A 20,733-nucleotide genomic window follows, 5' to 3' on the forward strand; every position below is an offset into this window, starting at 1 on the left:
GCATGACCATCGCAACGGCGGCGAGTGCCGCGTACATCGTGGCGGCCCTGCTCTTCATCCTGGCGCTGGCCGGACTGTCCAAGCACGAGACCGCGAGGTCCGGCAACACCTTCGGCGTCGCCGGCATGGCGCTGGCCCTGGTCGCGACCATCGGGCTGGCCGTCGACGGCGAGATCGGCACCCTGAATCTGGTGCTGCTCGTGGTGGCCGTCGTGATCGGCGCGGCGATCGGGCTGCAGCGGGCCGCGAAGGTCGAGATGACCGGCATGCCGGAGCTGATCGCCCTGCTGCACAGCTTCGTCGGCCTGGCCGCGGTGCTGGTCGGCTGGAACGGCTACCTGCACGTCGAGGCGGACCTGGACGGCACCGAGGCGAACGCGCTGAAGTCGCTGGACATGCTCGGCATCCACAGCGCCGAGGTGTTCATCGGGGTCTTCATCGGCGCGGTCACGTTCACCGGCTCGATCGTGGCGTACCTCAAGCTCTCCGCGAAGATCAGGTCGAGCCCGCTGATGCTGCCCGGCAAGAATTTCCTCAACGTCGGCGCGCTCGTCGTGTTCGCCGTGCTCACCGCCTGGTTCGTGATCGACCCGCAGCTGTGGCTGCTGATCGTGGTCACGGTCGTGGCGCTGGCACTGGGCTGGCACCTGGTCGCGTCGATCGGCGGCGGTGACATGCCGGTGGTCGTGTCGATGCTCAACAGCTACTCCGGCTGGGCCGCCGCGGCCGCCGGGTTCCTGCTGGAGAACGACCTGCTCATCGTCACCGGCGCGCTCGTCGGATCGTCCGGCGCCTACCTGTCGTACATCATGTGCAAGGCCATGAACCGGTCGTTCGTCTCGGTCATCGCCGGCGGCTTCGGCATCGAGGCGGGACCGGCCGAGGACAAGGAGTACGGCGAGCACCGCGAGATCAACGCCGAGGGCGTGGCCGAGCTGCTCACCGCGGCCGACACGGTGATCATCACGCCCGGGTACGGCATGGCGGTCGCGCAGGCGCAGTACGGCGTGGCCGAGCTGACCCGCACCCTGCGCGAGCGCGGGGTGACCGTGCGGTTCGGCATCCACCCAGTCGCCGGCCGGTTGCCGGGACACATGAACGTGCTGCTCGCGGAGGCGCGCGTGCCGTACGACATCGTCCTGGAAATGGATGAGGTGAACGACGACTTCGCCGGAACCTCGGTGGTCCTCGTGATCGGCGCGAACGACACGGTGAACCCAGCAGCGATGGACGACCCGTCGAGCCCGATCGCCGGGATGCCGGTGCTCAAGGTGTGGGAGGCCGAGCACGTGATCGTCTTCAAGCGGTCGATGGCGTCCGGCTACGCCGGCGTGCAGAACCCGCTGTTCTTCCGCGACAACAGCGCCATGCTCTTCGGCGACGCCAAGGACCGCGTCGAGGACATCCTGCGCGCGGTGTCCGCCCTGCAACCCACCCGCTGACACGACGAAGGCCCCAGCCGAGGCTGGGGCCTTCACCGTCAGAACCCGAAGTTCTGGGTGTAGTACGGGGTGCCGTTCGCGGCTTGGACGACGCCGACGCCGACGGCCTTGGACTTGCAGTTCAGAATGTTACGGCGGTGGCCGGGGCTCTTCATCCAGCCGTCCACGACCGTGGCCGCGGTGCGGTAACCCCACGCGATGTTCTCACCCGACGCCTTGGTGTAGCCGGCCGCCTTGCTGCGCGTCGTGAAGCTCGAACCACCCTTGCCGACGTGCGAGAACTTGCCGGTCTGCGCCATCCACGCGCTGTGGCCGCGGGCGGCCTTGGTGAGCGCGGCGTTCACCTTCAGGACCGAGCAGCCGCCCCTGGAGCGCTCGATGTTCACCAGGCGGTTGACCTCGGTCTGCAGCGCCTGCTCGGAAGCCTTCGCCGGTGCGGCTTCGGCCGGGGACGCGATCATCGTCATGGCGCCGGCGGCGGCGGGGGCGAGGAGGGCGGCGACGGCGAGGCGGCGAAGAAGCTGGCGCAAGAGCAGACCCTTTCGGTGTACGTGACCCGCGTTCTCGTGGGCTCACCGGTTGATTCGGCCCGCTCCCGCCAGCGGTGATGGCCAACACGGTGCGTGACGGTCTCTGTCCGGTTGCGCGGTCCCAGAGCCCCATACATCGACCCTGAGCACTGTCCGTGTACGGTGCCACCGGACACCAAATATTAATTAAGACAATTTGGAGTTACCGTGGGTGTTGAGGGCGTCCGGAGCGGTAGCCGGCGGCTCTGGTGGGTGCTCACCGCGGGGATCGTCGTCGCGGCCGTCGCCGGTGGCCTGATCCACCGGGTCGTCGACGGCCCCGGTGAGCCGGCGATCCCGCGTGTGCCCGTGGCCGAGGGGTTTCCGCCCGTCCTGCCGCCCTCGTTCGAGAAGCCGTCCCCGAGCGCGACCCCGGCCGGGCCGTTCTCATCGATCTTCCGGCCCGCGCCGTCGCGCCGCACCAACCGCCCGGCCGCCCCGGTGCCATCGCGGACCGCGGCCGACGCCGCCGGCCTGATCACCGCCTACTCGGCCTGCTCGGCCCCGGCCGGGGTGACCTTCACGGCCACGTTCACCGAGCAGGCCGGCTACCTGCACGTCTTCATCGACACCGACCGCAACCCGGCCACCGGCTTCGACGTGCTCGAGATCGAGGGTGGGTTCGGCGCCGACTACATGATCGAGAACGATCTGCTCTACCAGTCGACCGGCACCGCATGGTCGTGGCGGGAGGTCGACGGGGTCCGGCCGTACGTCTCGGCCACCGGCGGCACCCACCGCTGGCTGGTCGGGCCCGCCCACGGCTCCGGCCGGGTCGTCTTCAACGCCTCCGACGGTGAGACCAGCGAGGAGCGGTACACCCCGGTGGTCACGGTCGCCCCCTGCTGACCCTCCGTGGAGTGAAAGTCCGCCTCGCCGGGTATGCGAACGATGGAGGAGGTGGCGTTGATGGAGGAGACTTTCGGCACGCTGGCGGCGCTGAGCGACACCAGGCAACTGGTGGCGGACCCCGCCGACGACGTCCGGGGCCGCTCGGTCGTCGACAGCGGCGGCGAGAAGATCGGCACCGTCGCGGATCTGCTGATCGAGACCGAGACCAACCATGTGCGGTTCCTGCGGGTCGAGCACGGCGGCATACTCGGGTTCGGGGCGCAGGCCTCGTTCGTCCCGGTGGAGGCCATCGTGCGGCTCACCGCCGACACGGTGTACGTCGGCTCGTCCAAGGACCATGTGGCCGGGGGACCGAAATACGACCCCGACCTGGTCGGTGAGCGGGCCTACTACGAGCAGATCTACGGACACTACGGGCAGATCCCGCCGTACGCGCCGGGGTCGTTGTATCCGGGTCTGACCGGCCTGACCGGCGGCCCCGGGCTACCGCCGATCCGCTGACCGGGCGAGCGCCCAGTCACAGATGGCGGCGAGCGGCTCCTGCAGGGTCTTGCCCAGGGCCGTGAGCGAATATTCGACGTGCTGCGGCGGGTCCTCCTTGAGGACCCGCCGTTGTACGAGCCCGTCGCTCTCCATGTCGCGCAGTGTCGCGGTCAGCACCTTCTGGGTGATGCCGGCGACCCGGCGGCGCAACTCGGCGTGGCGCTGCGGCCCGGCCATCAGGGCGTAGATGATCAGCACCCGCCACTTCGACGCGAGCCGCTCGAGGGCCTGCCGGGTGGCGCAGCTCTCCTCCAGCACGTCCGGAATGATCAGCGCCATCAGCGTCCTCCCGAAGGGCACCTCGAAGTGCCTTCTGTCCGGTCAGCGGGCTTCAGCCTAGCGTCGGGGCATGCTGACACACATCACCTTCTCCGCCGACGGGATCAGCCTCGCCGGCGACCTTCGCGTGGCCGGGGACGGTGCTCCCGCGGTCGTGCTCACCGGACCGTTCACCGGGGTCAAGGAACAGGTCACCGGCGGGTACGCGACCCGGCTGCACGAGCGCGGCATCACCACCCTCGCATTCGACCACCGCGGGTTCGGCGCCAGCGGCGGACGGCGCGCGCACGAGGACAGCCAGGGCAAACTCGCCGATCTGCGAGCCGCGGTCAGCACACTGGCGGCGCACCCGGCCGTCGACGCCGCCCGGATCGGCGCCGTGGGGATCTGTCTCGGCGGCGGGTACGCGGTGCGGGCCGCGGCCGGCGACCCGCGAATCCGGGCCGTCGCCGGGATCGCGGGCGCCTACAACAGCCCCGCCCGGTTCGCCGCCGGCGATCCGGACGGCTACCGCGGTGCGCTGACGTCGTTCATCGAGCGCTGGGACGAGGAACTGCCCGCGGTCGCGGCCGGTGGCGCGCCCGCGGCGATGGGCGGCGACGAGCCGTACGCCTACTACGGCACCGGCCGTTCCGAGGCCGCGACCTGGGAGAACCGGGTCACCTACGGTTCGCTGCACGCCCTGATGACGTTCGACGCGCTCGGCGCCGCGCCGCTGCTGGGCGCGACACCGCTGCTCGTGGTTCACGGCCGCAAGGACGACTACTGCTCACCCGGACTCGCCGAGGCCCTGCACGAGCAGGCGGCCGGACCCAAGCGGATCACCTGGCTGGACGCCGGGCAGCACATCGACCTGTACGACGTCGAGCCACACGTCACCCGGGCCGCCGACGAGACGGCCGCCTTCCTCGACGAGCACCTGAGCTGAGTCAGTCCTCGACGGTGGGGGAGCCGGACAGGTCGATCCGCATCTGCCCGGCCCCGTCCCGGTCCACGTTGTAGATGATGTAGCCGATGGCGTGCCAGCCGCCCTTGGTCGACGACTCGCGGTACGCGCTCTCGCACGTGAACACGTCGTCCTCGTCGCTGTTCACCCGGGTCGCCAGGTCACACTGCCCGTGCGCCATCACGCCGGTGTTCTGCCGCAGCTCGTAATGGATCACCAGCTCGTCGAACTTGCGCCGCCCGTCGGCCGTCGCGTCGCCGCCGTTGCCCCACGACACGTTCGCGTACGCACCACGCGTCGGCGACCCGTGGTACAGGCAGATCCGTACCCGCAGATCGGTGTTGTACCCCGGCGTCTCGAACTCGATCTCCTGCGGCTCACTGCACGAATTGTCCGCCCACGCGGGCGACCCGGTCAGCGCCGCCGCACCGGCCGCCGCCAGCACCGCAGCCGCCAGGCATCTCGTGATCCTCATGACGCACACCCCCTGCAGTCATCATGACCGCAACCTGGGGGTCAGCGTGTTCACCTGCGGAAACGTCCGCCGTGCAGGTCGCGCAGCTCAGCCTCGAAGACCGGCACCGGGCCCTCGGTGACCGCGCCGGGCACGACCGCGGTGATCGGCAGCGGCGCGACCGGCCCGGCCGGCACACCCCACTCGGTGAGCCAGGCGACCAGCTGGGCGCCGGAGGCCGCGTAGACGATCCGGCCCAGACCCACCCAGCCGTGGCTGGCCGCGCACATGGGGCAGTGCTCGCCGGAGGTGTAGACGGTCGCCGCGGCGCGCTCGCCGGGCGTCAGGTTACGTGCCGCCCAGCGCGAGATCTCGAACTCGGGATGCCGGGTCTGGTCGCCGTCACGGACCCGGTTGCGGTCCTCGAACAGCACCTTGCCGTCCGCGCCGACCAGCACCGAACCGAACGGCTCGTCACCGTCGGCCAGCGCCTCGCGCGCCAGGTCGACGCAGCGCCGCAGATGGGTGAGATCGTCATCGGTGATCGTCATGCGGACAAAATATCCGGTTCTGTCACGCGCGGCTCAACTCGAGGACCGGAATGGTCCGGATTCCGGCGGTCTTCTCCGCGTAACCGGCGAACCCCGGGTACCGGCGGGCCTGCTCGGCGAAGATCCGGTCGCGCTCCTCCCCGGCCAGGTCGCGGACGGTCACCGGATAGGTCTCGGTGCCGCGTTCGACGGTCCCGGCGCCGGCCGAAGTCAGGTTGTGGTACCAGCCGGGGTGGTCCGGCGCGCCGCCCTTGGACGCGATCACGTAGATGACGTCGTCGTCGGTGTCATGCGGCAGGTACATCATCGGGCTCACCATGTCCCGGCCGGAGCGCCGGCCGCGGTGGTGGACCAGCACCATCGGCGCACCGGCGAACGGGCCGCCGACGCGGCCCTCGTTGGCCCGGAACTCCTCGATAACCTTCTCGTTCCAGTCGCTCATCTGATCTCCCGTCCTCACCTTCATCATGCCGCGTCGGACCGGGATGCAACCGCCAGCACGCCGGGAGCCGTTAAGTCAGGTAGGCCGCGGGAGGGAGATCGACAGATGCGCGGGGTTGCGGCGATCGTTTACGCTCCGGACCCGTTGAGACGGATATGCAACATCCTCGCTGTCCTGGCCGCCCTGATCGCAGTGGTGGGCGGGGTGGCGCCGCCTGCGTCGGCGATCGCGAACGGCGAGGTCGTGCCGGACGGCCGGTACCCGTTCGCTGTCAAGATCACCACGTTGGGCATCCCCACCGCCGACGGCGGGACGCGGGACAGCTCCTGCTCGGGCGGGCTCATCTCGCCGCACTGGGTGATCACCGCGGCGCACTGCTTCCGTGACCTGGACGGCAACCGGGTGTCGCACACCGTCGCCGCCCGCAACATCGTCACCGTCGGGCGTGCCGATCTAACCGGCAAGGCCGGGTACACCGCGAACGTGGCCGAGGTGGTGCAGCACGGCGAGGCCGACGTGGCCCTGGTGCGCCTCGACCGGGGCGTCACCGCGATCGCGCCGCTGCGGCTCAACCGGTCGAAACCCGCCGACGGGCAGAGGGCCAGACTCGTGGGGTACGGCTTCACGAGCCCCGGCGCCACGAAGACGCCCGACCGGCTGCGCACCGGACGTTTCGAGGTGACCTCGGTCGCCGCCACCGAGATGGGGCTGTCCGGGATCGCGCCGCGCAGCAACACCAGCCCGTGCGAACGCGACTCCGGCGGGCCCTACTTCACCGAGAGCGGCGGCACGGCGACCCTGATCGGCGTGGTCAGCCGCGGCCCGGACTGCCCGCACACGGGGCCGGACATCGCCACCCGGGTCGACGCCATCGCCCCGTGGGTCCGGTCGGTGATCAAAGACGATCTGGCAGCCGCGCCGGCACCGTCGAAGGCGGGGAAGGGCTCCGGGCGTACGACCACCGCGCCGGAGGCGTCCGCACAGGCCGCACCCCGCACGCCTGCCTCGGCCACCACCGGTCTCTCGCCCGTCCTGCTCGTCACCGTGCCCGCCGTGGCCGTGGGATTCGTGGCGGTCCTGCTCGCGACCGGACGCCGCCGCGGCCGTCGCGGCGGCGGCCATCACCGGCGTGCGGAGTCCTCCGGCGGCCGGCGGGTCCCACCCGCATCACCGGCGAGGCGCCGCCGCCCGTAACGTGATCGCGACGGTTCGTTGCCGCCCCCGGTGGGAACAGGAGCACTGGCTGGCCGGTGGCGGGCACCGGGGAATCGGAGGGGACAGGTGCGGGAATCCGATGCCGGGTGGGCCGCTGCCCTGCACCGGATGTGGAGCTCCGTCAGTCACATCACCGCCCGCGACGACCTGGCCCAGCTGATCCTGCCGCCGCTGCAGGCGCTGCCCGGTGTCGTCGCCGTGTGGGGCCTCCGGCACGCCGCCGACGACAGCGTCCTGGAGTATCGCTGGACCGGTGTGCCGCTGGAGGGTGAGCGCCGTGATCTGGCCCGCGCCGCCGCGGCCGGGCTGACCCCGCCCGGCCTGGCCGGACTCGGCTTCGCCCAGGTCCTCCGGGACCGGTTCGATCTCGACGGTGAGGCCGCGGGCACCATTCTCGTGGCCGTCGACGAGACCGCCGACGTGCCGGTGATCCGTACCTGCCTCGGACAGGTGATCGAGGTGACGCGGGAGGCGATCCGCCAGCTCGGCCAGCGCCGCGCCGAGCACGCCCAGCAGACCCGCGACGCACTGCTCGCCGAGGCGTCGCTGCAGATGGACGCGGTTCTCGACACCACACAGACGTTGCGGCGGATTCCGCGGATGGCGGTCCCGGCCATCGCCGAGGGCTGTCTTGTCTACGTCGTCGAGGACGGTCGTCCGCACCTGCGCAGTTCCGTGCACGTCGACATGCGCCGGCTGTCCGGCCTGCTCGGCGACCCGGCGGTGACCGCCCACCTCACCGAGCTGGTGGACGGGGCGCTCAAGGGCGTGGGGCTGCCGGCCGACGCCGCGCTGCTGGCGACCCGGGCCGCCGACGTCCAGCCGCTGCGGGCCCGTGGTGAGGTGGTGGGCGTCATGGTGTTCCTCTTCGACCGCGACGACGCGGCGATTCCCCCGGTGGCGTTCCTGCGCGATCTCGCCGCCCGGGCCGCGCTGGCCATCGACAACGGCAGCCGGTACGAACGTCGCCGCCGTGACGTCGTGACGATGCAGCAGCACCTGCTGCCGACCCGGCTGCCCGAGATCGACGGGCTGGAGGCGGCCGCCGCTTATCTGGTCGGCGATCGGATCATCGAGGTGGGTGGCGACTTCTACGACGTGGTGGCCGCCGCGGACGGCAGCGCCGCCGCGCTGATCGGCGACGTCTGCGGCCGCGGCGTCGAGGCCGCGGCCCTCACCGGGATGGCCCGGCACACCCTGGCCGCCCTGCTGCAGGAGGGCGCCACCCCGGCCAGGGCCATGACCCGGCTGAACGCGCGGCTGCGCCTGGACGGCTCGTGGCGCTTCGTGACGGCAGGGGTGGCCTCGATGCGGCTCTCGGCCGGTGGCGTCGTCGTCGACTGGGTTTCGGCCGGGCACCCGGCGCCGGTCGTGCTGCGGCACGCCGGTCCTCCGGAGCGGGGCGACGGCGGCGGCGCGCCGCTGGGTGTGCTGGCCCTGCCGTCGATCGCCGGGTCACGACTGGTCCTGGCGCCCGGCGACACCCTGATCATCTTCACCGACGGGCTGACCGAGAGCCGCGGCCCGGACGGTGTCATGTTCGAGGACCACGCCCTCGACGAGGCTCTGGACCGCCTGCGGGGACGTCCGATCGACGAACTGGTGCGGGAACTGGCCGCCGCCTCCGCCGCCTTCGGCGGGGCACGCACCGACGACATCGCCGTCCTGGCGATCCGGGCCGGTAACTGCGAACGAGGCGAACGGCATGAATGACCTGATCTTCGTGGTCGAGGACACCGACGAGGACGTCGAGGCGATCGAGCGGGCGATCAGCCGCTCCCACCCGCGGCTGCGCCCGGAGTTCTTCCGTTCCGGGGCCGAGGTGCTGGCGCGTCTGGCGGAGCCGGGACCGGTACGGCCGTGGCTGATGCTGCTCGACCTGAACATGCCGGGTGAGAGCGGGATCGACGTGCTCCGCCGGGCGCGGGCCGACCGGACCCTCGACGACCTGACGATCGTCGTGTTCAGCTCGTCGGAGGACCAGGCCGAGACGGACGCCTGCAACGCCGCCGGGGCGGACAGCTACATCTTCAAGCCGCTCAACTTCTCCCTGTTCCAGAGCGTGCTGAGCCAGACCCTGGACTACTGGAGGTCGCGGCCCCGGTCCGGGAACGTCGCCCGGATGGTGGTGCCCCCGCCCGGGGAGTCCTCGGCCCAGACCTGACCGCCGTGCCGCTCGACGATCCGGCGTACGATCGCCAGCCCGGCGCCGGATCCGTCGTGCCCGCCGGCCGCCGGATGCAGCCGCCGGAACAGCTGGAAGGCCTGCTCGCGCAGGTGCGCCGGCATGCCGATGCCGTTGTCGCGGACGACCAGGTCCGGTCCGCCGGTCACCGTCACGCTGCGCGGGCCGTCCGGCCGGGCGTACTTGGCCGCGTTCACCAGCAGGTTGACCAGCACCTGTTCGAACATCACCGGGTCCGCCGACACGGCGGCCCCCGCTTCGGGCAGCTCGACCGTGACGTCCGCCTCCCGTAACCGCGGTCCGGCGACATCGAGGGCCCGGGTCACCGCTGCCCGCAGGTCGAGCGGTTCCCGCAACGGTTCGGTACGCCCGAGCCGCGAATAGTAGAGCAGCGCGTTGAGCAGCTCGTCCATCCGCCCGGCCAGCCGCTGGATCGACGCCAGCCGGCGCGACGTCACCGGGTCCAGGCCCTCGGCGTCCTCGGCGATGAACGTGGCCGTGTTCGCGATGCCTCGCAGCGGTTCCTTCAGATCGTGCGCGGCCGCGTGCGCGAACGAGTCCAGATCCACGTTGCTGCGTGTCAGTTCCACGTTCAGGGCCGACAGCCGCCGGGCGTTGGCCATCGCGATCCCGACCACGGCGCGGCCCAGCTCGGCTGCCATCACCACGTCGTTGTCCGACCAGGCAGGGCTGCGGCCCCGCACCGATGCCAGGAACACGGCGGTAGACCCGCGCGGGGTGAGCCGCCGGCCGTGCGGGCCGAGCTTCACCGGCTCGGCCGGGTCGGCGGCCCAGCGCCGGGAAACGGTGCGCTCACCACGCAGCCAGACGATCCGGTCGTGGTCCGGGCCGGACGGCAGCACCAGGGCACCGGCCACTCGCGGGGACAGGCCGGCCAGGGCGGGCAGGTCCTCACCGAGCCGGTCGCTGTGCCACAACTCGCCGGGCGGCAGGTCCGGCAGCGCCGCCAGCAGTGCGGCCACCGCCTCCGGGCCCGGGTCGATGCCGTGGACCACGACCTGCCCGCCGACGGTGACCAGCACCGCGTCACACGCGATCACCGCGGCCAGCCCGGCCGAATCCACCGGCCAGGGTCCGGGTTCTCGCGTGGAGGCGCCCTCCAGCAGGCGGGCGATCATCCGCCGTGACCGGTCCCGGGCGGCCGCCCTGTCGCGTTCGCGCAGCGCGGCCAGATGCAGCGACAGCGCCACGCCGAAGAACTCGCAGGCGGCCCGGACCTGCGGGCCCAGCGTGGTGACGTCACGGCCGTGGCAGGCGATCAGGCCCCACAACCGTCCGCCGGACAGCAGGGACACCGACATCGACGACCGGACGCCGATGTTGCGCAGGTACTCCAGGTGGAACTCCGACACCGTCCGCAGCACCGACATCGACAGGTCCAGCGGCTCGCCGGTCTCCGGGAGCACCGGTGGCAGCAGGCCGGCGGTCGTGTCGTCGACGTCGGCGATCACCCGGATCCAGTTGCGCTCATAGAGGAGGCGGGCCTGCGGCGGGATGTCGGTGGCCGGGAACCACAGGCCCACCCACGGTTCCCACTCGTCGGTCACGTCCTCGGCGACGACCTCGCCGGGCCCGTCGTGGCTCTCGAACCGGTAGGCGACGACCCGGTCGTACCCGGTGATCGCCCGGACCTCGCGCACCGCGGCCCGGTACGCCTCCACCACGGTGCCGGCCGACTGCAGGCGGGTCAGGGCCTGCCGGATGGGTGTGTAGATGGTCGCGAAGTCCGCGGGCGACCCGGCGGGCTCGAACTCCAGCACCAGCATGTCGCCGGAGCGGTGCACGGTCACGTCGAATCGGATCCCGCCGATGGTCTGCACCGGCATCATGGCGCTCTGCCCGGTGTCCGCGTCGGCCAGACCCTCCAGCGCCGCCAGCTGCGCCGCGTCGATCAGGTCGGTCGCCGGGGCGCCGGCCAGATCGGTGACACCGAGCATCCGCTCGGCGTTCGCGCTGGTCACCGCGATCACCCCGGCCCGGACGGCGATCAGGGCGCCGTACGACTGGACGCCGCCCAGCAGATGGATCGGCTCCCGTACGCACGCGGTCAGGTCGAAACCACCGCCGGCCGCCCGCTCGGCCGCGGCCACCCGTTCCGGCAGCCAGCCCGGCGTGCTCAGGACGCGGCCTGCACCATGAAGGAGCTCTCCGCCGTGAAACCGGAGCCCTCGGGCTTGTCGATGTAGAGCGAGTCGTCGTCGCGGCGGTGCAGCAGGTACTCCGGATAGTTCTTGGAGCGCAGCCGGACCGTCCCGGCGCCGGTGCCCGCCTCCTGGCAGAACGTGGCGTCGGCGCGGAACAGGTCGGCGTCCTCGGCGGCGTCGAAGCGCAGCCGGTAGTCGTAGTGACGCAGGTAGCGGCCGTCCTCGAGCCGGAACGAGAAGCAGTTGTCGTCGGCCAGCCCGGCCTGCACGGTCAGCGTGGCCGGGTCGGCCGGTGACATCTTGGCGTTGTCGCCGTTGACCGTCAGGTAGGTGTCCGGGTCGCCGAGCGGGGACAGCAGCCAGGAACCGGCGGCGAGCTGCGCCTTCGCCGGGCTCGAGGCGGCGGGGTCCGGCTGTGGCGTGCCCGCCGGGGTGGGGGCGGTCGCCGCCGCGGCCGGCTCGGAATCGGCGCCGCCGGTGCTGCTCCAGGCCGCATAACCGAGGCCGAGGACTGCCACGGCACCCGCCCCGACGCCGATGATCATGGCCTTGGGGAGCCCGGCCCGCTCGTCGGTGCGCACGTCGAGGCCGCCGCGCCCGTAGACGGTGCCGGATGGGCGCAAGGGGTCCTGATCGGTCATCGGTGCGAGCTCTCCTTCGTTGCCGGAGGCGAAGATTACCCGGCGGCCGGCAGCGGTCCGAGGATCAGGTCAGCGGACCGCCGCGAGCGTCGCCTCGGCGGCGGCCAGCAGGTGCCGCCAGGCAGCGAACGGGAACGCGCTGCCGGACCGGCGCACGCTGTACAGGTCGCGGCCGGGGTTGTCGGTCCCGGCCTGGTCGACCGCCCAGTCGCCGTCCGGGTTGCGCTGCCAGGCGATGCCGTGCGGACGGCCGTCGGCCCGGTCCAGCCAGTCACGGGTGCGCGGCCAGAAGCCGGCGCCCGGTGGCGGCGGGCCGTACGCGGCGTCCATCAGCGGAGTGATCGCGTCCAGGTCGTCGGCGGGCCCGAGGATCACGAACCGGCCGGCCAGGGCCAGGACCGGACCCGGATGCCGCAGCGTGGGATCGACGACCGCAGCGGCGCGGGCGATCAGGTCCAGCTCGGCCCAGCGCAGCGTGTCGGGATGCCGGTGCGCCTGGTCGTCCCAGCCGATCTCCAGGATCTCCGCCGAATCCGGCGTGCGCATGCCCAGGTCCACCATGTCGAACTCGCCGCCGATGTCGAGGACCAGGGCGTAGCCGCCACCCACCGGGATCTCCACGACGATCGGCTCGTCCTCGGTGTCGTCCTCGACGTCCTCGTCGTCCCAGTCCTCGTCCGAATCCTCCAGGTGGTTCTCCTGGAACAGATAGGCGCGCCAGAACTCCGGGGTGTCCAGGCGTTTCTGCAGTTCGACGGGGAGCGGCATGCCGGACAGCATAGTGAGACGGCCCGGCCACGGCGGGTTGCCGTGGCCGGGCCGTGTCAGGGTCTGTCAGGACTTGAAGACGTCCTTGATCTTCTCGCCGGCCTGCTTGAGGTTCGAGGCGCGTTGGTCGGCCTTGCCCTCGGCCTCCAGACGCTCGTCGTCGGTGGCCTTGCCGACGCCCTCCTTGACCTTGCCACCGACCTCTTCGGCCTTGTTGTCCACCTTGTCGTCGAACGACATCGCGACACCTCCAGATCACGGATGTACGCCTATGTCAGTACCCGCGATTTCCGCATGCGAACCGTCGACGAGCCGGGATCGCACCGCGGTGACGTCGCCGTCGCCGAGCCCGGCCTCGATGAGCCGGGTCTCGGTGTCGAATCCGGCGAGCAGCTCGCCGAGCACCAGCGCGATCGTGGTCCCGCGCTCGGCCAGGCGTTCCACCACCGGGTCGCCCCGTTCCGGGCGGCCGTCGGCGAAGTAGCGTTGCAGCCGCTCCCCGCTGAGCGCGTAGTCGGCGGCCACGGCCTCCGGGGTCACACGTGCGAGGGACAACAGAAGAAGGGACACCAGGCCGGTACGATCACGCCCGATCCCGCAGTGCACGACGACCCCGCCCGGCGCGGCCCGGGCAACGGCACGGACCGCCGCCACGCAGCGGTCGGCCTTGCGCTCCAGGAACGGCCGGTAGTAAAGCGGGGTGCCGTCGATGTCGTCGTCGATGCACCGGTACCAGAAGTCGCTGTCGTCGTTGTCGTCCAGCGGCACGGTCACCACGGTGATCCCGGCGGGACGGACGATCCCGTCGGCACGCTCGTCGGCCTCGCGCAGGTCGACGACCGTCCGGACACCGTGCGCGTGCAGGGCGGCCCAGCCGGCGGGCGTGAGCCGGTCCAGACTGTCGGCGCGCACCACCTCCCCGCGCCGGGTGACCCGGCCGTCACGGGTCGGCAGCCCGCCGAGGTCCCGGACGTTGAGACAGCCGTCCCAATCCAGGTGGCGATCGATCTCCATCGACGGACCATACCGTCACGGGCCGCCGCGGCCCCGGCTCTTCGCCGTCCGGCTGGCGACCGTGGTGACCAGCGTGGCGCTCGCCGCCCACCAGGCGATCCGGCGCATGCCGCTGTCCTGATCCACGGTCAGCCTCGTCGACCACCGCGACCGGTCAGGTCCCGGCGTCGCGCCAGGTGATCTCCCACCCCCTTGATGCGCAGCACGTCCCGCCAGGTGATCGCGCAGGACGTCTCGTCCCCCCACGGCGACCACACCAGCACTTCCAGCTCCGTGACGGCGTACCTCTCGCCCCTCGTCGCGGCGATGTACCACGGCGCGGCGAGGACCGCCCCGGCGAGGCAGCCCACGGCGAGCAGCTCGCGGACCGCGTCATTCAGCCCCATGGATCGACCGTACGGGTCCACTGAAAATCGTCGATCGGCTGTGCCACGCGCTGGCGTACGTCGTCTACTCTCTGGCTCGCCGACCACCGAAGATCTTGAGATGGGAACACGATGCCGAGACGCTGGCCGACAGTGACCGTGATGGCGGCGATCATCGCCCTGAGCGGATGCACGGTCAACGTGAACGTGCCGGAGCAGGACGCCACGGCGCCCGCCACCCGGCCCGCGGTCACCACGCCCGCGGACACACCCGCCACGACGGAGCCCGGGGAGCCGGTGTACGCCTTCGTGGCCGTGGTCCGGGAGAAACTGCCGGAGCTCGGCGAGGGCCGCAGCGACGACGAGGTCCAGGCCATGGCCGACGTCATCTGCAACGCGCTGGCCAAGGACGCCAAGAGCGAGGACGTCGTCGACGCGACCCGTTCGCTGGGTTCGCGCGACGGGGTGCCGATCGACTACGCCACCGCGAACGAGGTCATCAAGCTCGCCATCGACACGTCGTGCCCCGGCCAGGCGCCCCGAGTCACCGAGTTCTAGACCGGACGGCCGCCCGGCGCGGGCGGAGGCAGCGGTGTGCCGGACGGATCGGCCAGCCACGCGCGCAAGGCCGCGGAGTGCTCGCCGAGGCCCGGCGGCGAGGCCGGTTCCGCCAGTGGCGCCCGGGTCCACGTGATCGGATGGCGGATCTGGGTGGACCCGGACAGCAGCGTGATGAGCGGTTTCAAGCCGTACGCGCCGGCCCGGCCGATGGCGTCGCCGATGTCGCCGACCAGCCCGGCCGGTACTCCGGCCGTGGTCAGGCGCTGCTCCCAGTTCGCTGCCGTGTCCTTGGCGAGCGCACTCTCGAGCTCGGCGACCAGGGCGTCGCGGTGGGTGACGCGCGACGGGTTGTCGGTGAACCGCTCGTCGCCGGCCAGCGCCGGCACGCCGAGCTCGGCGCAGAGCCGCGCGAACTGCCGGTCGTTGCCGCAGGCCACCGCGATGGGACCGTCCGCGCAGCGCAGTGTCTCGTAGGGGGCGATCGACGGGTGCCGGTTGCCCATCCGGCCCGGTGGCACGCCGGTCGTCAGGTAGGCCGACGCCTGGTTGACGAGGCTGCCGAGCAGGCTGGAGAGCAGGTTGACCTGCACGTGGTCGCCCTGGCCGGTACGGGACCGGCGGTGCAGCGCGGCAAGGACGGCGATCGTGGCGTCCTTGGCGGTGAGCACGTCGACGAGGGCCACCCCGGCCTTGGCGGGTTCGCCGCCCGGGTCGCCGGTGATGCTCATGAGACCGCCGACCGCCTGCACCAGGAAGTCGTATCCGGGCAGGTCGGTGCCGGGCCCGAATCCGGTGACCGTGCAGTAGACGATGGCCGGGTTGGTCTCGGCGACCGACTCGTAGTCGAGCCCGAACCCGCGCATCCCGGCGGGGCGCAGGTTGTGCACCAGCACGTCGGCGCGGGCCGCCAGTTCCCGGGCGGCGGCCCGGTCGTCGTCGAGGGCCAGGTCGAGGGCGAGGCTGTACTTGCCGCGGTTGAGCCCGTCGAAGTACGCCGATGAGCCTGCCGTCCAGGGCGGACCCCAGCTGCGGGTGTCGTCGCCGCTGCCGGGGCGTTCCACCTTGACGACCGTGGCGCCCAGGTCGGCGAGGGTCATGGTGGCGAGCGGACCGGCGAGGACACGGCTGAAATCGGCCACCAGGAGGCCGTCCAGGACAGTGGTCACGGTCCGGACGCTACAGGTTCTCAGTCGCGGGCGACGTCGAGGAAGCCGATGCCCGCCTCGGCGTCGATGTCGAGGCCCGGCTCGTCGCCGAAGTCGCCGCGACGGATCGTCTCGCCGCCGCTCACGCCGCCCTTGTCGTCGCCGTAGAGGGTGATCCCGCCCGCGCCGCTGCCCAGCGCGATCTTCACCGGGACCTTGCCGGACGTGCTGATGCGCCAGGTGTGCACGCCACCGGCCATCAGGATCGGCAGGGTGTCCGCGAGGCGGCCGAGCTCGAGGTCGATGGTCTGTGCCCCGCCGACCAGGTCGAGGTCACGGACCGCGCCACCGTCGAGGTCGAATGACGCGGTGTGTACGCCGGCGCCCATCTTCAGCCGCCACACGATGTCCTTGCCGAGCACCACGTCGACGCGGCCGCTGCCGGAGCCGGAGCCGTCCGGTTCGGCGCTGACGGTCAGGGTGCCGTCGTCGAAGTCGGCGTCCACATCGAGGCCGGAGTTCTTCGGTGTGGTCACCCGGAACGCGGCGCCGTCGAGGTCGGCGGTCCGGACGGACAGTTCGGTGACGCCGGTCACCAGCTCGAAGCGGGCCTCGGTGACCGCCGGTGGCTTGGGCGGCGGTGGTGGTGGCGGTGCGGTGGTCGCGGGCTTCGTCGTCGGCGCCGTCGAGGGGCTCTCGCTGGGGGCGACGCTCGCGGGGGCCTCGGTCGTCGCCGGGGCCGTCGTGGCGACGACCGGTGGGGGCGCGGCGATGTCGTTGCGCGGCCGCTCGGTCTGCTGGCGGGTCAGCAGCAGGGTTCCGGTGATGACCAGGCCCGCGAGCAGCCCGGTCAGCAGCACGGAACGCCCGCGGCGGCGTTGCGGGGTGTCGGCGTCCGGCGGCCGGAACGTACGGCGCAGCCGCTGCGGGGTGTCGGGCCAGTAGTCGGAGATGTTCGGCAGCCGCATCGGCAGCGGTCGCGGCGTGGGTCCGGGATCGGCGATCGGGGCGGGTTCCTCGTCGGCCAGCGGTTCCGCGTGCCCCGACACGTACCCGGCGATCCGCAGTCTCGGGCGCTGGCCGTCTCCGGCGCCTGTCCGCTCCACACCTGTCTCCCGGTTACCCCTCGATGTGATTCCCCGTGGAAGGTACGGACACGTAGCGTGGACGGTTCAAATCCGCGATGAATCAATGACCGAGCGTGTCAGCGACGCCCGGGCCGGTTCAGTCCGCGGTGTCGCCGAGGGCCAGCAGCAGGTCGCGAAGACTGTCGATGGCGGCGCGGGTCACCCCGGGCGGTACGTCGCGCAGCAGCGCCGACTGGGCGGCGCTGGCGGCGCGGACCGCCTCCTCGGCCTTGTTTATCCCGGTGGGGGACAGGCGTACCCAGGAGCTGCGTGCGTCGGCCGGGTCGGGGTCGCGTTCGATCAGCCCGGCCACGGTCAGCCGGCGCAGCACGTTGCTGGTGCCGCCGGAGGTCAGCGCGAGACGCTGGGTGAGCACCGACGGGCGCAGCCGGTAGGGGTCGCCGGCGGATCGCAGGACGGCGAGGATGTCGTACTCCGCCTTCGTCAGCCCGAGCCGGGCCAGCCGTGCCTCGACCGGCGCGTTGAGCAGGGCGGACACCCGGGCGGCCCGCTTGCTGACGGCGAGCTCGTCGCCGACCACCCCCGGCAGCTCGGCGCTCCACGCTCCGGCGATCTCGTCCACCACGTCTCTGGCCACCGTGCCATCCTACTTGCGCCGAGAAAGCTTTCCATTTAGCTTTTGGAAAAGCTTTCTTGGGAGTGAAAATGGATCTTCTCGTCACCGGTGGCCGTTTCCTGGACGGCGCTCGCCGCGACATCCTGATCGAGGGCGGCCGGATCGCCGCCGTCGGCTCCTTCCCGCGCGCCGGGGCCGCGGAGGTGATCGACGCGACCGGTCTGGTGGTGATGCCGGGCCTGGCCGACGGTCACCGCCACGTCTGGCAGGCGGCGCTGCGCGGTCTCGGCGCGGACATGACCCTGCCCGCCTACCTCGACGAGGTGCTCGGCCGCATCGCGCCGGCTCTGGACGCCGGGGACGCCCGGCTCGCCACCCTGCTCGGTGCCGCCGAGGCCCTCGACGCGGGCATCACCACCGTCCTGGACTTCAGCAACGTGATCTCGTCGCCCGAGCACAACGACGCGGTCCTCGACGCCTACGCCACGGCGGGCATCCGCGCGGTCCTCGGCCACGGAGCGATCCCGGCGACCGCGGGGCTCGTCACCCCGGCGATCGCGGTCTTCGCCGATCCGCCCCGGCAGATCCGCCTCGCCCGTGACGAGGGTGTCATCGCCACCGTGCACGCAGCCGGCGGCGGCGACCAGATCCGGCGGTTCCGCGACGCCGGGCTGCTCGGCCCGCACCTGCACGTCGTGCACGTCAACGCCATGACCCCCGGCGAGGCGAAGCTGCTGGCCGAGACCGGCACGGGGGTGACGGTCACGCCGGTGGTCGAGGCCACCATGGGCCACGGCCGGTCACCGTGGAGCACGTTCGCGGCGGCCGGCGGGCGTGCCGGGCTCGGCACCGACGTCATGGTGAACGCGCCCTCGGACCTGTTCGAGCCGTTGCGCGACACGCTGCGGAGCCACCGGATGGACACCGGGAGCATGCACCCGGCCGGCGACCTGCTCACGACCATCACCTCCGACAGCGCCCGGGCCATCGGCCTCGGCGGCGTGACCGGAGTGATCGAGCCGGGCCGGGCCGCCGACCTCGTGCTCCTCGACGGGTTCGCCCACCTTCCGGGTGACACCGGCGTCACCGGTGCGGTGGTCACCACCGCGGGTGTACGGGACGTACGCACCGTGATCGTCAACGGCCGGGTCGTCAAGCGCGACGGCGAACTGATCGGCCTTGACCTGCGCGAACTCCGACGAGCCAACACCGAGCGATTTGCTCGTTTCTTTCCGTAGCGAGTCGAACCTCACACGCCGTCACCATCATCCGGATTCCGGGCCGCCGTCCGGGTAGGGTCTGTTCCTCGTGACCCACCGCCGCCTGCTCCTCGTCCTCGGTGCCGTCGTGGCGATCCTGACGGTCGTCAACATCGCCAACAAGTACGGCCCGTCGGGCACCGGCCTGGTCGCGGGCCCGCTGGTCGCGCTGATCCTGGTGCTGCTCGGACGGCGCGCCGGACTGAGCTGGCACGACCTGGGACTCTCCCGCCACACCCTGCTGCCCGGCCTGAAGTACGCGCTCGGCGCCGTGGCGGCCGTTGCCGTCGTCTACGCGATCGGCGCGGCGATCCCGGCGACCCGGCCCGCCTTCCACGACGTCCGCTACCACCTGCACCTGAGCGCCGCCCTCGTCACCGCGTTCGTGGTGGTGCCGCTCGGCACGGTCCTGCTCGAGGAGGTCGCCTTCCGGGGCGTGCTGATGGGTCTGGTCAACAGGCACCGCGGCGCCGTCTGGGCGAGCCTCACCTCGTCGGTGCTGTTCGGTCTCTGGCACATCCTGCCGTCGCTGAGGCTGAACCGCGCCAACGACGCGGTCGGTTCGGTCCTCGGCACCGGGTTGACCGGCCAGGTCCTCGCGGTGGCCGGGGCGGTCGGCTTCACGGCGCTGGCCGGTCTGCTGCTGTGCGAGCTGCGGCGGCGCAGCGGCAGCCTGCTCGCCGCCGCGGCCCTGCACTGGGCGACGAACGGGCTCGGCCTGCTGATCACCGCGGGTCTGGCAGCCGTCCGGATCGCGTGACGCCGTCGGTCCCGACCGCGACGACGTGGTTGGTCAGGGTCCCGAGTCCCGGGGACGTGATCTCGATCGTGTCGCCGGGGCAGACGGTGAAGGCGGCGTCCGGCACGATGCCGGTGCCGGTCAGCAGGATCACCCCGGACGGGAAGCTCAGCGCCCGGAAGAGCCACCCGGCCAGGTCCTCGAAATCGCGGGTCATCGCCGACGTGGACGTCGTGCCGGTGTGCACCTCGCGGTCACCGCGGAGCACCCGCAACCCGATCTCGAACGGCCCCGGTCCCGCCGTCCAGCTCGGCACGATCGCCGGGCCCAGCGCGCAGGCCCGGTCGTAGATCTTGGCCTGCGGCAGGTACAGCGGGTTCGCGCCCTCGATCGACCGGCTGCTCATGTCGTTGCCGAGGGTGTACCCGAACAGCTCACCGGCCGCGTTGAGCACCAGGCCCACCTCGGCCTCGGGCACGTCCCAGCCGGAGTCGGCGCGGATCCCCACCGCGTCCCCGTCGCCGACAACGCGCCACGGCGTCGCCTTCAGGAAGATCTCGGGACGCTCACCGTCGTAGACGTCGTCGTAGAGCGAGCCGTGCCCGGACTCCTCCCTGCGTCCGTCCCGGCTGCGCCGGTACGTCACCCCGGCCGCCCACACCTCCTGCCGGTCGACCGGTGGCAGCGACTCTCCGGCGCTCACGTCCCGGCCGGTCGTCCCGGCGGCCGCCTCGACCGCGGCGCGGGCCCGGTCGAGCGGCAGCGCGAGCAGCTCGGCGAGTGTGTGATCGAGTCCGGTCCACCGGCCGTCCTGGCACACTGCCCAGCGTGACCGCTCGCCGGCCCGCAGGTGGTGTAGGGAGATCGGCATGTGACCCTCCAGTAACCTGTCGT

General features: G+C 71.9%; 25 protein-coding genes. 10 read left to right on the plus strand and 15 right to left on the minus strand.

Annotated features, from left to right (window positions below; genetic code table 11):
* The first annotated feature begins 2 nt into the window (after positions 1 to 2).
* Positions 3 to 1,442, plus strand: a complete 1,440-nt coding sequence (gene pntB / locus CLV67_RS11500; protein ID WP_106317314.1) for a Re/Si-specific NAD(P)(+) transhydrogenase subunit beta — start codon at positions 3 to 5, stop codon at positions 1,440 to 1,442.
* 38 nt (positions 1,443 to 1,480) lie between these two features.
* On the opposite strand, the gene CLV67_RS11505 is transcribed toward pntB, so the two are convergent.
* Positions 1,481 to 1,972: a CAP domain-containing protein gene (locus tag CLV67_RS11505; protein WP_239166059.1), complete on the minus strand. Its 492-nt coding sequence runs from the start codon at positions 1,970 to 1,972 to the stop codon at positions 1,481 to 1,483.
* A 207-nt stretch (positions 1,973 to 2,179) separates the two neighbouring features.
* Between CLV67_RS11505 and CLV67_RS11510 the strand changes: the two genes are divergently transcribed.
* Positions 2,180 to 2,860 (plus strand): hypothetical protein, encoded by a 681-nt coding sequence (locus tag CLV67_RS11510; RefSeq protein ID WP_106317316.1) that lies wholly within the window; start codon positions 2,180 to 2,182, stop codon positions 2,858 to 2,860.
* A 60-nt stretch (positions 2,861 to 2,920) separates the two neighbouring features.
* Positions 2,921 to 3,364, plus strand: coding sequence for a PRC-barrel domain-containing protein (locus CLV67_RS11515; RefSeq protein WP_106318148.1), 444 nt, complete (start codon positions 2,921 to 2,923; stop codon positions 3,362 to 3,364).
* Here CLV67_RS11515 and CLV67_RS11520 read toward each other — a convergent pair.
* Positions 3,347 to 3,685 carry a winged helix-turn-helix transcriptional regulator gene (locus CLV67_RS11520; RefSeq protein WP_106317318.1) on the minus strand — a complete coding sequence of 113 codons (339 nt, stop codon included), beginning with the start codon at positions 3,683 to 3,685 and terminating at the stop codon, positions 3,347 to 3,349. The two genes, CLV67_RS11515 and CLV67_RS11520, sit on opposite strands and share 18 nt — an antisense overlap.
* A 70-nt stretch (positions 3,686 to 3,755) precedes the next feature.
* On the opposite strand from CLV67_RS11520, the gene CLV67_RS11525 reads away from it, so the two are divergent.
* On the plus strand, positions 3,756 to 4,613 hold the full coding sequence (locus tag CLV67_RS11525) for an alpha/beta hydrolase (protein WP_106317320.1): 858 nt from the start codon (positions 3,756 to 3,758) through the stop codon (positions 4,611 to 4,613).
* Between the two features lies 1 nt (position 4,614).
* On the opposite strand, the gene CLV67_RS11530 is transcribed toward CLV67_RS11525, so the two are convergent.
* Genes CLV67_RS11530 through CLV67_RS11540 form a run of 3 tightly spaced genes read right to left on the minus strand, consistent with a single transcriptional unit; the run spans position 4,615 to position 6,078 of the window.
* Entirely contained in the window at positions 4,615 to 5,106 is a 492-nt protein-coding gene (locus CLV67_RS11530; RefSeq protein ID WP_106317322.1) for a hypothetical protein, read from the minus strand.
* 50 nt (positions 5,107 to 5,156) lie between these two features.
* Positions 5,157 to 5,636, minus strand: a complete 480-nt coding sequence (locus CLV67_RS11535; RefSeq protein ID WP_106317324.1) for a nucleoside deaminase — start codon at positions 5,634 to 5,636, stop codon at positions 5,157 to 5,159.
* 22 nt (positions 5,637 to 5,658) lie between these two features.
* Positions 5,659 to 6,078 carry a nitroreductase family deazaflavin-dependent oxidoreductase gene (locus CLV67_RS11540; RefSeq protein WP_106317326.1) on the minus strand — a complete coding sequence of 140 codons (420 nt, stop codon included), beginning with the start codon at positions 6,076 to 6,078 and terminating at the stop codon, positions 5,659 to 5,661.
* Positions 6,079 to 6,222: 144 nt separating this feature from the next.
* Here CLV67_RS11540 and CLV67_RS11545 point away from each other — a divergent pair, with 144 nt between their 5' ends.
* From CLV67_RS11545 to CLV67_RS11555, 3 genes are all read left to right on the plus strand, one after another.
* Entirely contained in the window at positions 6,223 to 7,272 is a 1,050-nt protein-coding gene (locus CLV67_RS11545; RefSeq protein WP_239166060.1) for a S1 family peptidase, read from the plus strand.
* 87 nt (positions 7,273 to 7,359) lie between these two features.
* A complete protein-coding gene (locus CLV67_RS11550; RefSeq protein WP_146169057.1) occupies positions 7,360 to 9,006 on the plus strand; it encodes a PP2C family protein-serine/threonine phosphatase in 1,647 nt (548 codons plus the stop codon).
* A complete protein-coding gene (locus CLV67_RS11555; RefSeq protein WP_106317332.1) occupies positions 8,999 to 9,457 on the plus strand; it encodes a response regulator in 459 nt (152 codons plus the stop codon). Before CLV67_RS11550 ends, CLV67_RS11555 begins: the two co-directional genes overlap by 8 nt.
* Here CLV67_RS11555 and CLV67_RS11560 read toward each other — a convergent pair.
* The 6 genes from CLV67_RS11560 to CLV67_RS11585 form a co-directional block, all read right to left on the minus strand.
* Positions 9,376 to 11,589: an ATP-binding protein gene (locus CLV67_RS11560; RefSeq protein ID WP_203736885.1), complete on the minus strand. Its 2,214-nt coding sequence runs from the start codon at positions 11,587 to 11,589 to the stop codon at positions 9,376 to 9,378. The two genes, CLV67_RS11555 and CLV67_RS11560, sit on opposite strands and share 82 nt — an antisense overlap.
* A gap of 26 nt (positions 11,590 to 11,615) precedes the next feature.
* Positions 11,616 to 12,284 carry an AbfB domain-containing protein gene (locus CLV67_RS11565; protein ID WP_106317336.1) on the minus strand — a complete coding sequence of 223 codons (669 nt, stop codon included), beginning with the start codon at positions 12,282 to 12,284 and terminating at the stop codon, positions 11,616 to 11,618.
* 69 nt (positions 12,285 to 12,353) lie between these two features.
* Entirely contained in the window at positions 12,354 to 13,052 is a 699-nt protein-coding gene (locus CLV67_RS11570; protein WP_146169058.1) for a hypothetical protein, read from the minus strand.
* Between the two features lie 66 nt (positions 13,053 to 13,118).
* Positions 13,119 to 13,292: a CsbD family protein gene (locus tag CLV67_RS11575; protein WP_106317340.1), complete on the minus strand. Its 174-nt coding sequence runs from the start codon at positions 13,290 to 13,292 to the stop codon at positions 13,119 to 13,121.
* A gap of 15 nt (positions 13,293 to 13,307) precedes the next feature.
* A complete protein-coding gene (locus tag CLV67_RS11580; protein WP_106317342.1) occupies positions 13,308 to 14,066 on the minus strand; it encodes a tyrosine-protein phosphatase in 759 nt (252 codons plus the stop codon).
* A 128-nt stretch (positions 14,067 to 14,194) separates the two neighbouring features.
* On the minus strand, positions 14,195 to 14,452 hold the full coding sequence (locus tag CLV67_RS11585) for a hypothetical protein (RefSeq protein ID WP_106317344.1): 258 nt from the start codon (positions 14,450 to 14,452) through the stop codon (positions 14,195 to 14,197).
* A gap of 111 nt (positions 14,453 to 14,563) precedes the next feature.
* On the opposite strand from CLV67_RS11585, the gene CLV67_RS11590 reads away from it, so the two are divergent.
* Positions 14,564 to 14,989, plus strand: a complete 426-nt coding sequence (locus CLV67_RS11590) for a DUF732 domain-containing protein (protein ID WP_106317346.1) — start codon at positions 14,564 to 14,566, stop codon at positions 14,987 to 14,989.
* Here CLV67_RS11590 and CLV67_RS11595 read toward each other — a convergent pair.
* The 3 genes from CLV67_RS11595 to CLV67_RS11605 form a co-directional block, all read right to left on the minus strand.
* Positions 14,986 to 16,158 carry a CaiB/BaiF CoA transferase family protein gene (locus tag CLV67_RS11595; RefSeq protein ID WP_106317348.1) on the minus strand — a complete coding sequence of 391 codons (1,173 nt, stop codon included), beginning with the start codon at positions 16,156 to 16,158 and terminating at the stop codon, positions 14,986 to 14,988. The genes CLV67_RS11590 and CLV67_RS11595 overlap by 4 nt on opposite strands.
* Positions 16,159 to 16,178: 20 nt before the next feature.
* A complete protein-coding gene (locus CLV67_RS11600; RefSeq protein WP_106317350.1) occupies positions 16,179 to 17,243 on the minus strand; it encodes a hypothetical protein in 1,065 nt (354 codons plus the stop codon).
* Between the two features lie 118 nt (positions 17,244 to 17,361).
* Positions 17,362 to 17,862 carry a MarR family winged helix-turn-helix transcriptional regulator gene (locus CLV67_RS11605; RefSeq protein ID WP_106317351.1) on the minus strand — a complete coding sequence of 167 codons (501 nt, stop codon included), beginning with the start codon at positions 17,860 to 17,862 and terminating at the stop codon, positions 17,362 to 17,364.
* 68 nt (positions 17,863 to 17,930) lie between these two features.
* Between CLV67_RS11605 and CLV67_RS11610 the strand changes: the two genes are divergently transcribed.
* Positions 17,931 to 19,079, plus strand: coding sequence for an amidohydrolase family protein (locus CLV67_RS11610; protein ID WP_106317353.1), 1,149 nt, complete (start codon positions 17,931 to 17,933; stop codon positions 19,077 to 19,079).
* 70 nt (positions 19,080 to 19,149) lie between these two features.
* Entirely contained in the window at positions 19,150 to 19,860 is a 711-nt protein-coding gene (locus CLV67_RS11615) for a CPBP family intramembrane glutamic endopeptidase (RefSeq protein ID WP_239166061.1), read from the plus strand.
* On the opposite strand, the gene CLV67_RS11620 is transcribed toward CLV67_RS11615, so the two are convergent.
* Positions 19,826 to 20,710 carry a fumarylacetoacetate hydrolase family protein gene (locus CLV67_RS11620; protein WP_106317357.1) on the minus strand — a complete coding sequence of 295 codons (885 nt, stop codon included), beginning with the start codon at positions 20,708 to 20,710 and terminating at the stop codon, positions 19,826 to 19,828. The genes CLV67_RS11615 and CLV67_RS11620 overlap by 35 nt on opposite strands.
* Positions 20,711 to 20,733 lie beyond the last annotated feature (23 nt).

Origin of the sequence: Actinoplanes italicus (assembly GCF_003001815.1) — a bacterium.
Lineage (GTDB): Bacteria > Actinomycetota > Actinomycetes > Mycobacteriales > Micromonosporaceae > Actinoplanes > Actinoplanes italicus.

What these genes read in the sequence shown, in the direction of transcription:
- CLV67_RS11555 (WP_106317332.1), top strand. Translation starts at nt 8,999, where the DNA reads ATGAATGACCTGATCTTCGTGGTCGAGGACACCGACGAGGACGTCGAG.
- CLV67_RS11580 (WP_106317342.1), bottom strand. Translation starts at nt 14,066, where the DNA reads ATGGAGATCGATCGCCACCTGGATTGGGACGGCTGTCTCAACGTCCGG.
- CLV67_RS11570 (WP_146169058.1), bottom strand. Translation starts at nt 13,052, where the DNA reads ATGCCGCTCCCCGTCGAACTGCAGAAACGCCTGGACACCCCGGAGTTC.
- CLV67_RS11540 (WP_106317326.1), bottom strand. Translation starts at nt 6,078, where the DNA reads ATGAGCGACTGGAACGAGAAGGTTATCGAGGAGTTCCGGGCCAACGAG.
- CLV67_RS11525 (WP_106317320.1), top strand. Translation starts at nt 3,756, where the DNA reads ATGCTGACACACATCACCTTCTCCGCCGACGGGATCAGCCTCGCCGGC.
- CLV67_RS11565 (WP_106317336.1), bottom strand. Translation starts at nt 12,284, where the DNA reads ATGACCGATCAGGACCCCTTGCGCCCATCCGGCACCGTCTACGGGCGC.
- CLV67_RS11530 (WP_106317322.1), bottom strand. Translation starts at nt 5,106, where the DNA reads ATGAGGATCACGAGATGCCTGGCGGCTGCGGTGCTGGCGGCGGCCGGT.
- pntB (WP_106317314.1), top strand. Translation starts at nt 3, where the DNA reads ATGACCATCGCAACGGCGGCGAGTGCCGCGTACATCGTGGCGGCCCTG.
- CLV67_RS11515 (WP_106318148.1), top strand. Translation starts at nt 2,921, where the DNA reads ATGGAGGAGACTTTCGGCACGCTGGCGGCGCTGAGCGACACCAGGCAA.
- CLV67_RS11620 (WP_106317357.1), bottom strand. Translation starts at nt 20,710, where the DNA reads ATGCCGATCTCCCTACACCACCTGCGGGCCGGCGAGCGGTCACGCTGG.
- CLV67_RS11585 (WP_106317344.1), bottom strand. Translation starts at nt 14,452, where the DNA reads ATGGGGCTGAATGACGCGGTCCGCGAGCTGCTCGCCGTGGGCTGCCTC.
- CLV67_RS11520 (WP_106317318.1), bottom strand. Translation starts at nt 3,685, where the DNA reads ATGGCGCTGATCATTCCGGACGTGCTGGAGGAGAGCTGCGCCACCCGG.
- CLV67_RS11610 (WP_106317353.1), top strand. Translation starts at nt 17,931, where the DNA reads ATGGATCTTCTCGTCACCGGTGGCCGTTTCCTGGACGGCGCTCGCCGC.
- CLV67_RS11575 (WP_106317340.1), bottom strand. Translation starts at nt 13,292, where the DNA reads ATGTCGTTCGACGACAAGGTGGACAACAAGGCCGAAGAGGTCGGTGGC.
- CLV67_RS11590 (WP_106317346.1), top strand. Translation starts at nt 14,564, where the DNA reads ATGCCGAGACGCTGGCCGACAGTGACCGTGATGGCGGCGATCATCGCC.
- CLV67_RS11535 (WP_106317324.1), bottom strand. Translation starts at nt 5,636, where the DNA reads ATGACGATCACCGATGACGATCTCACCCATCTGCGGCGCTGCGTCGAC.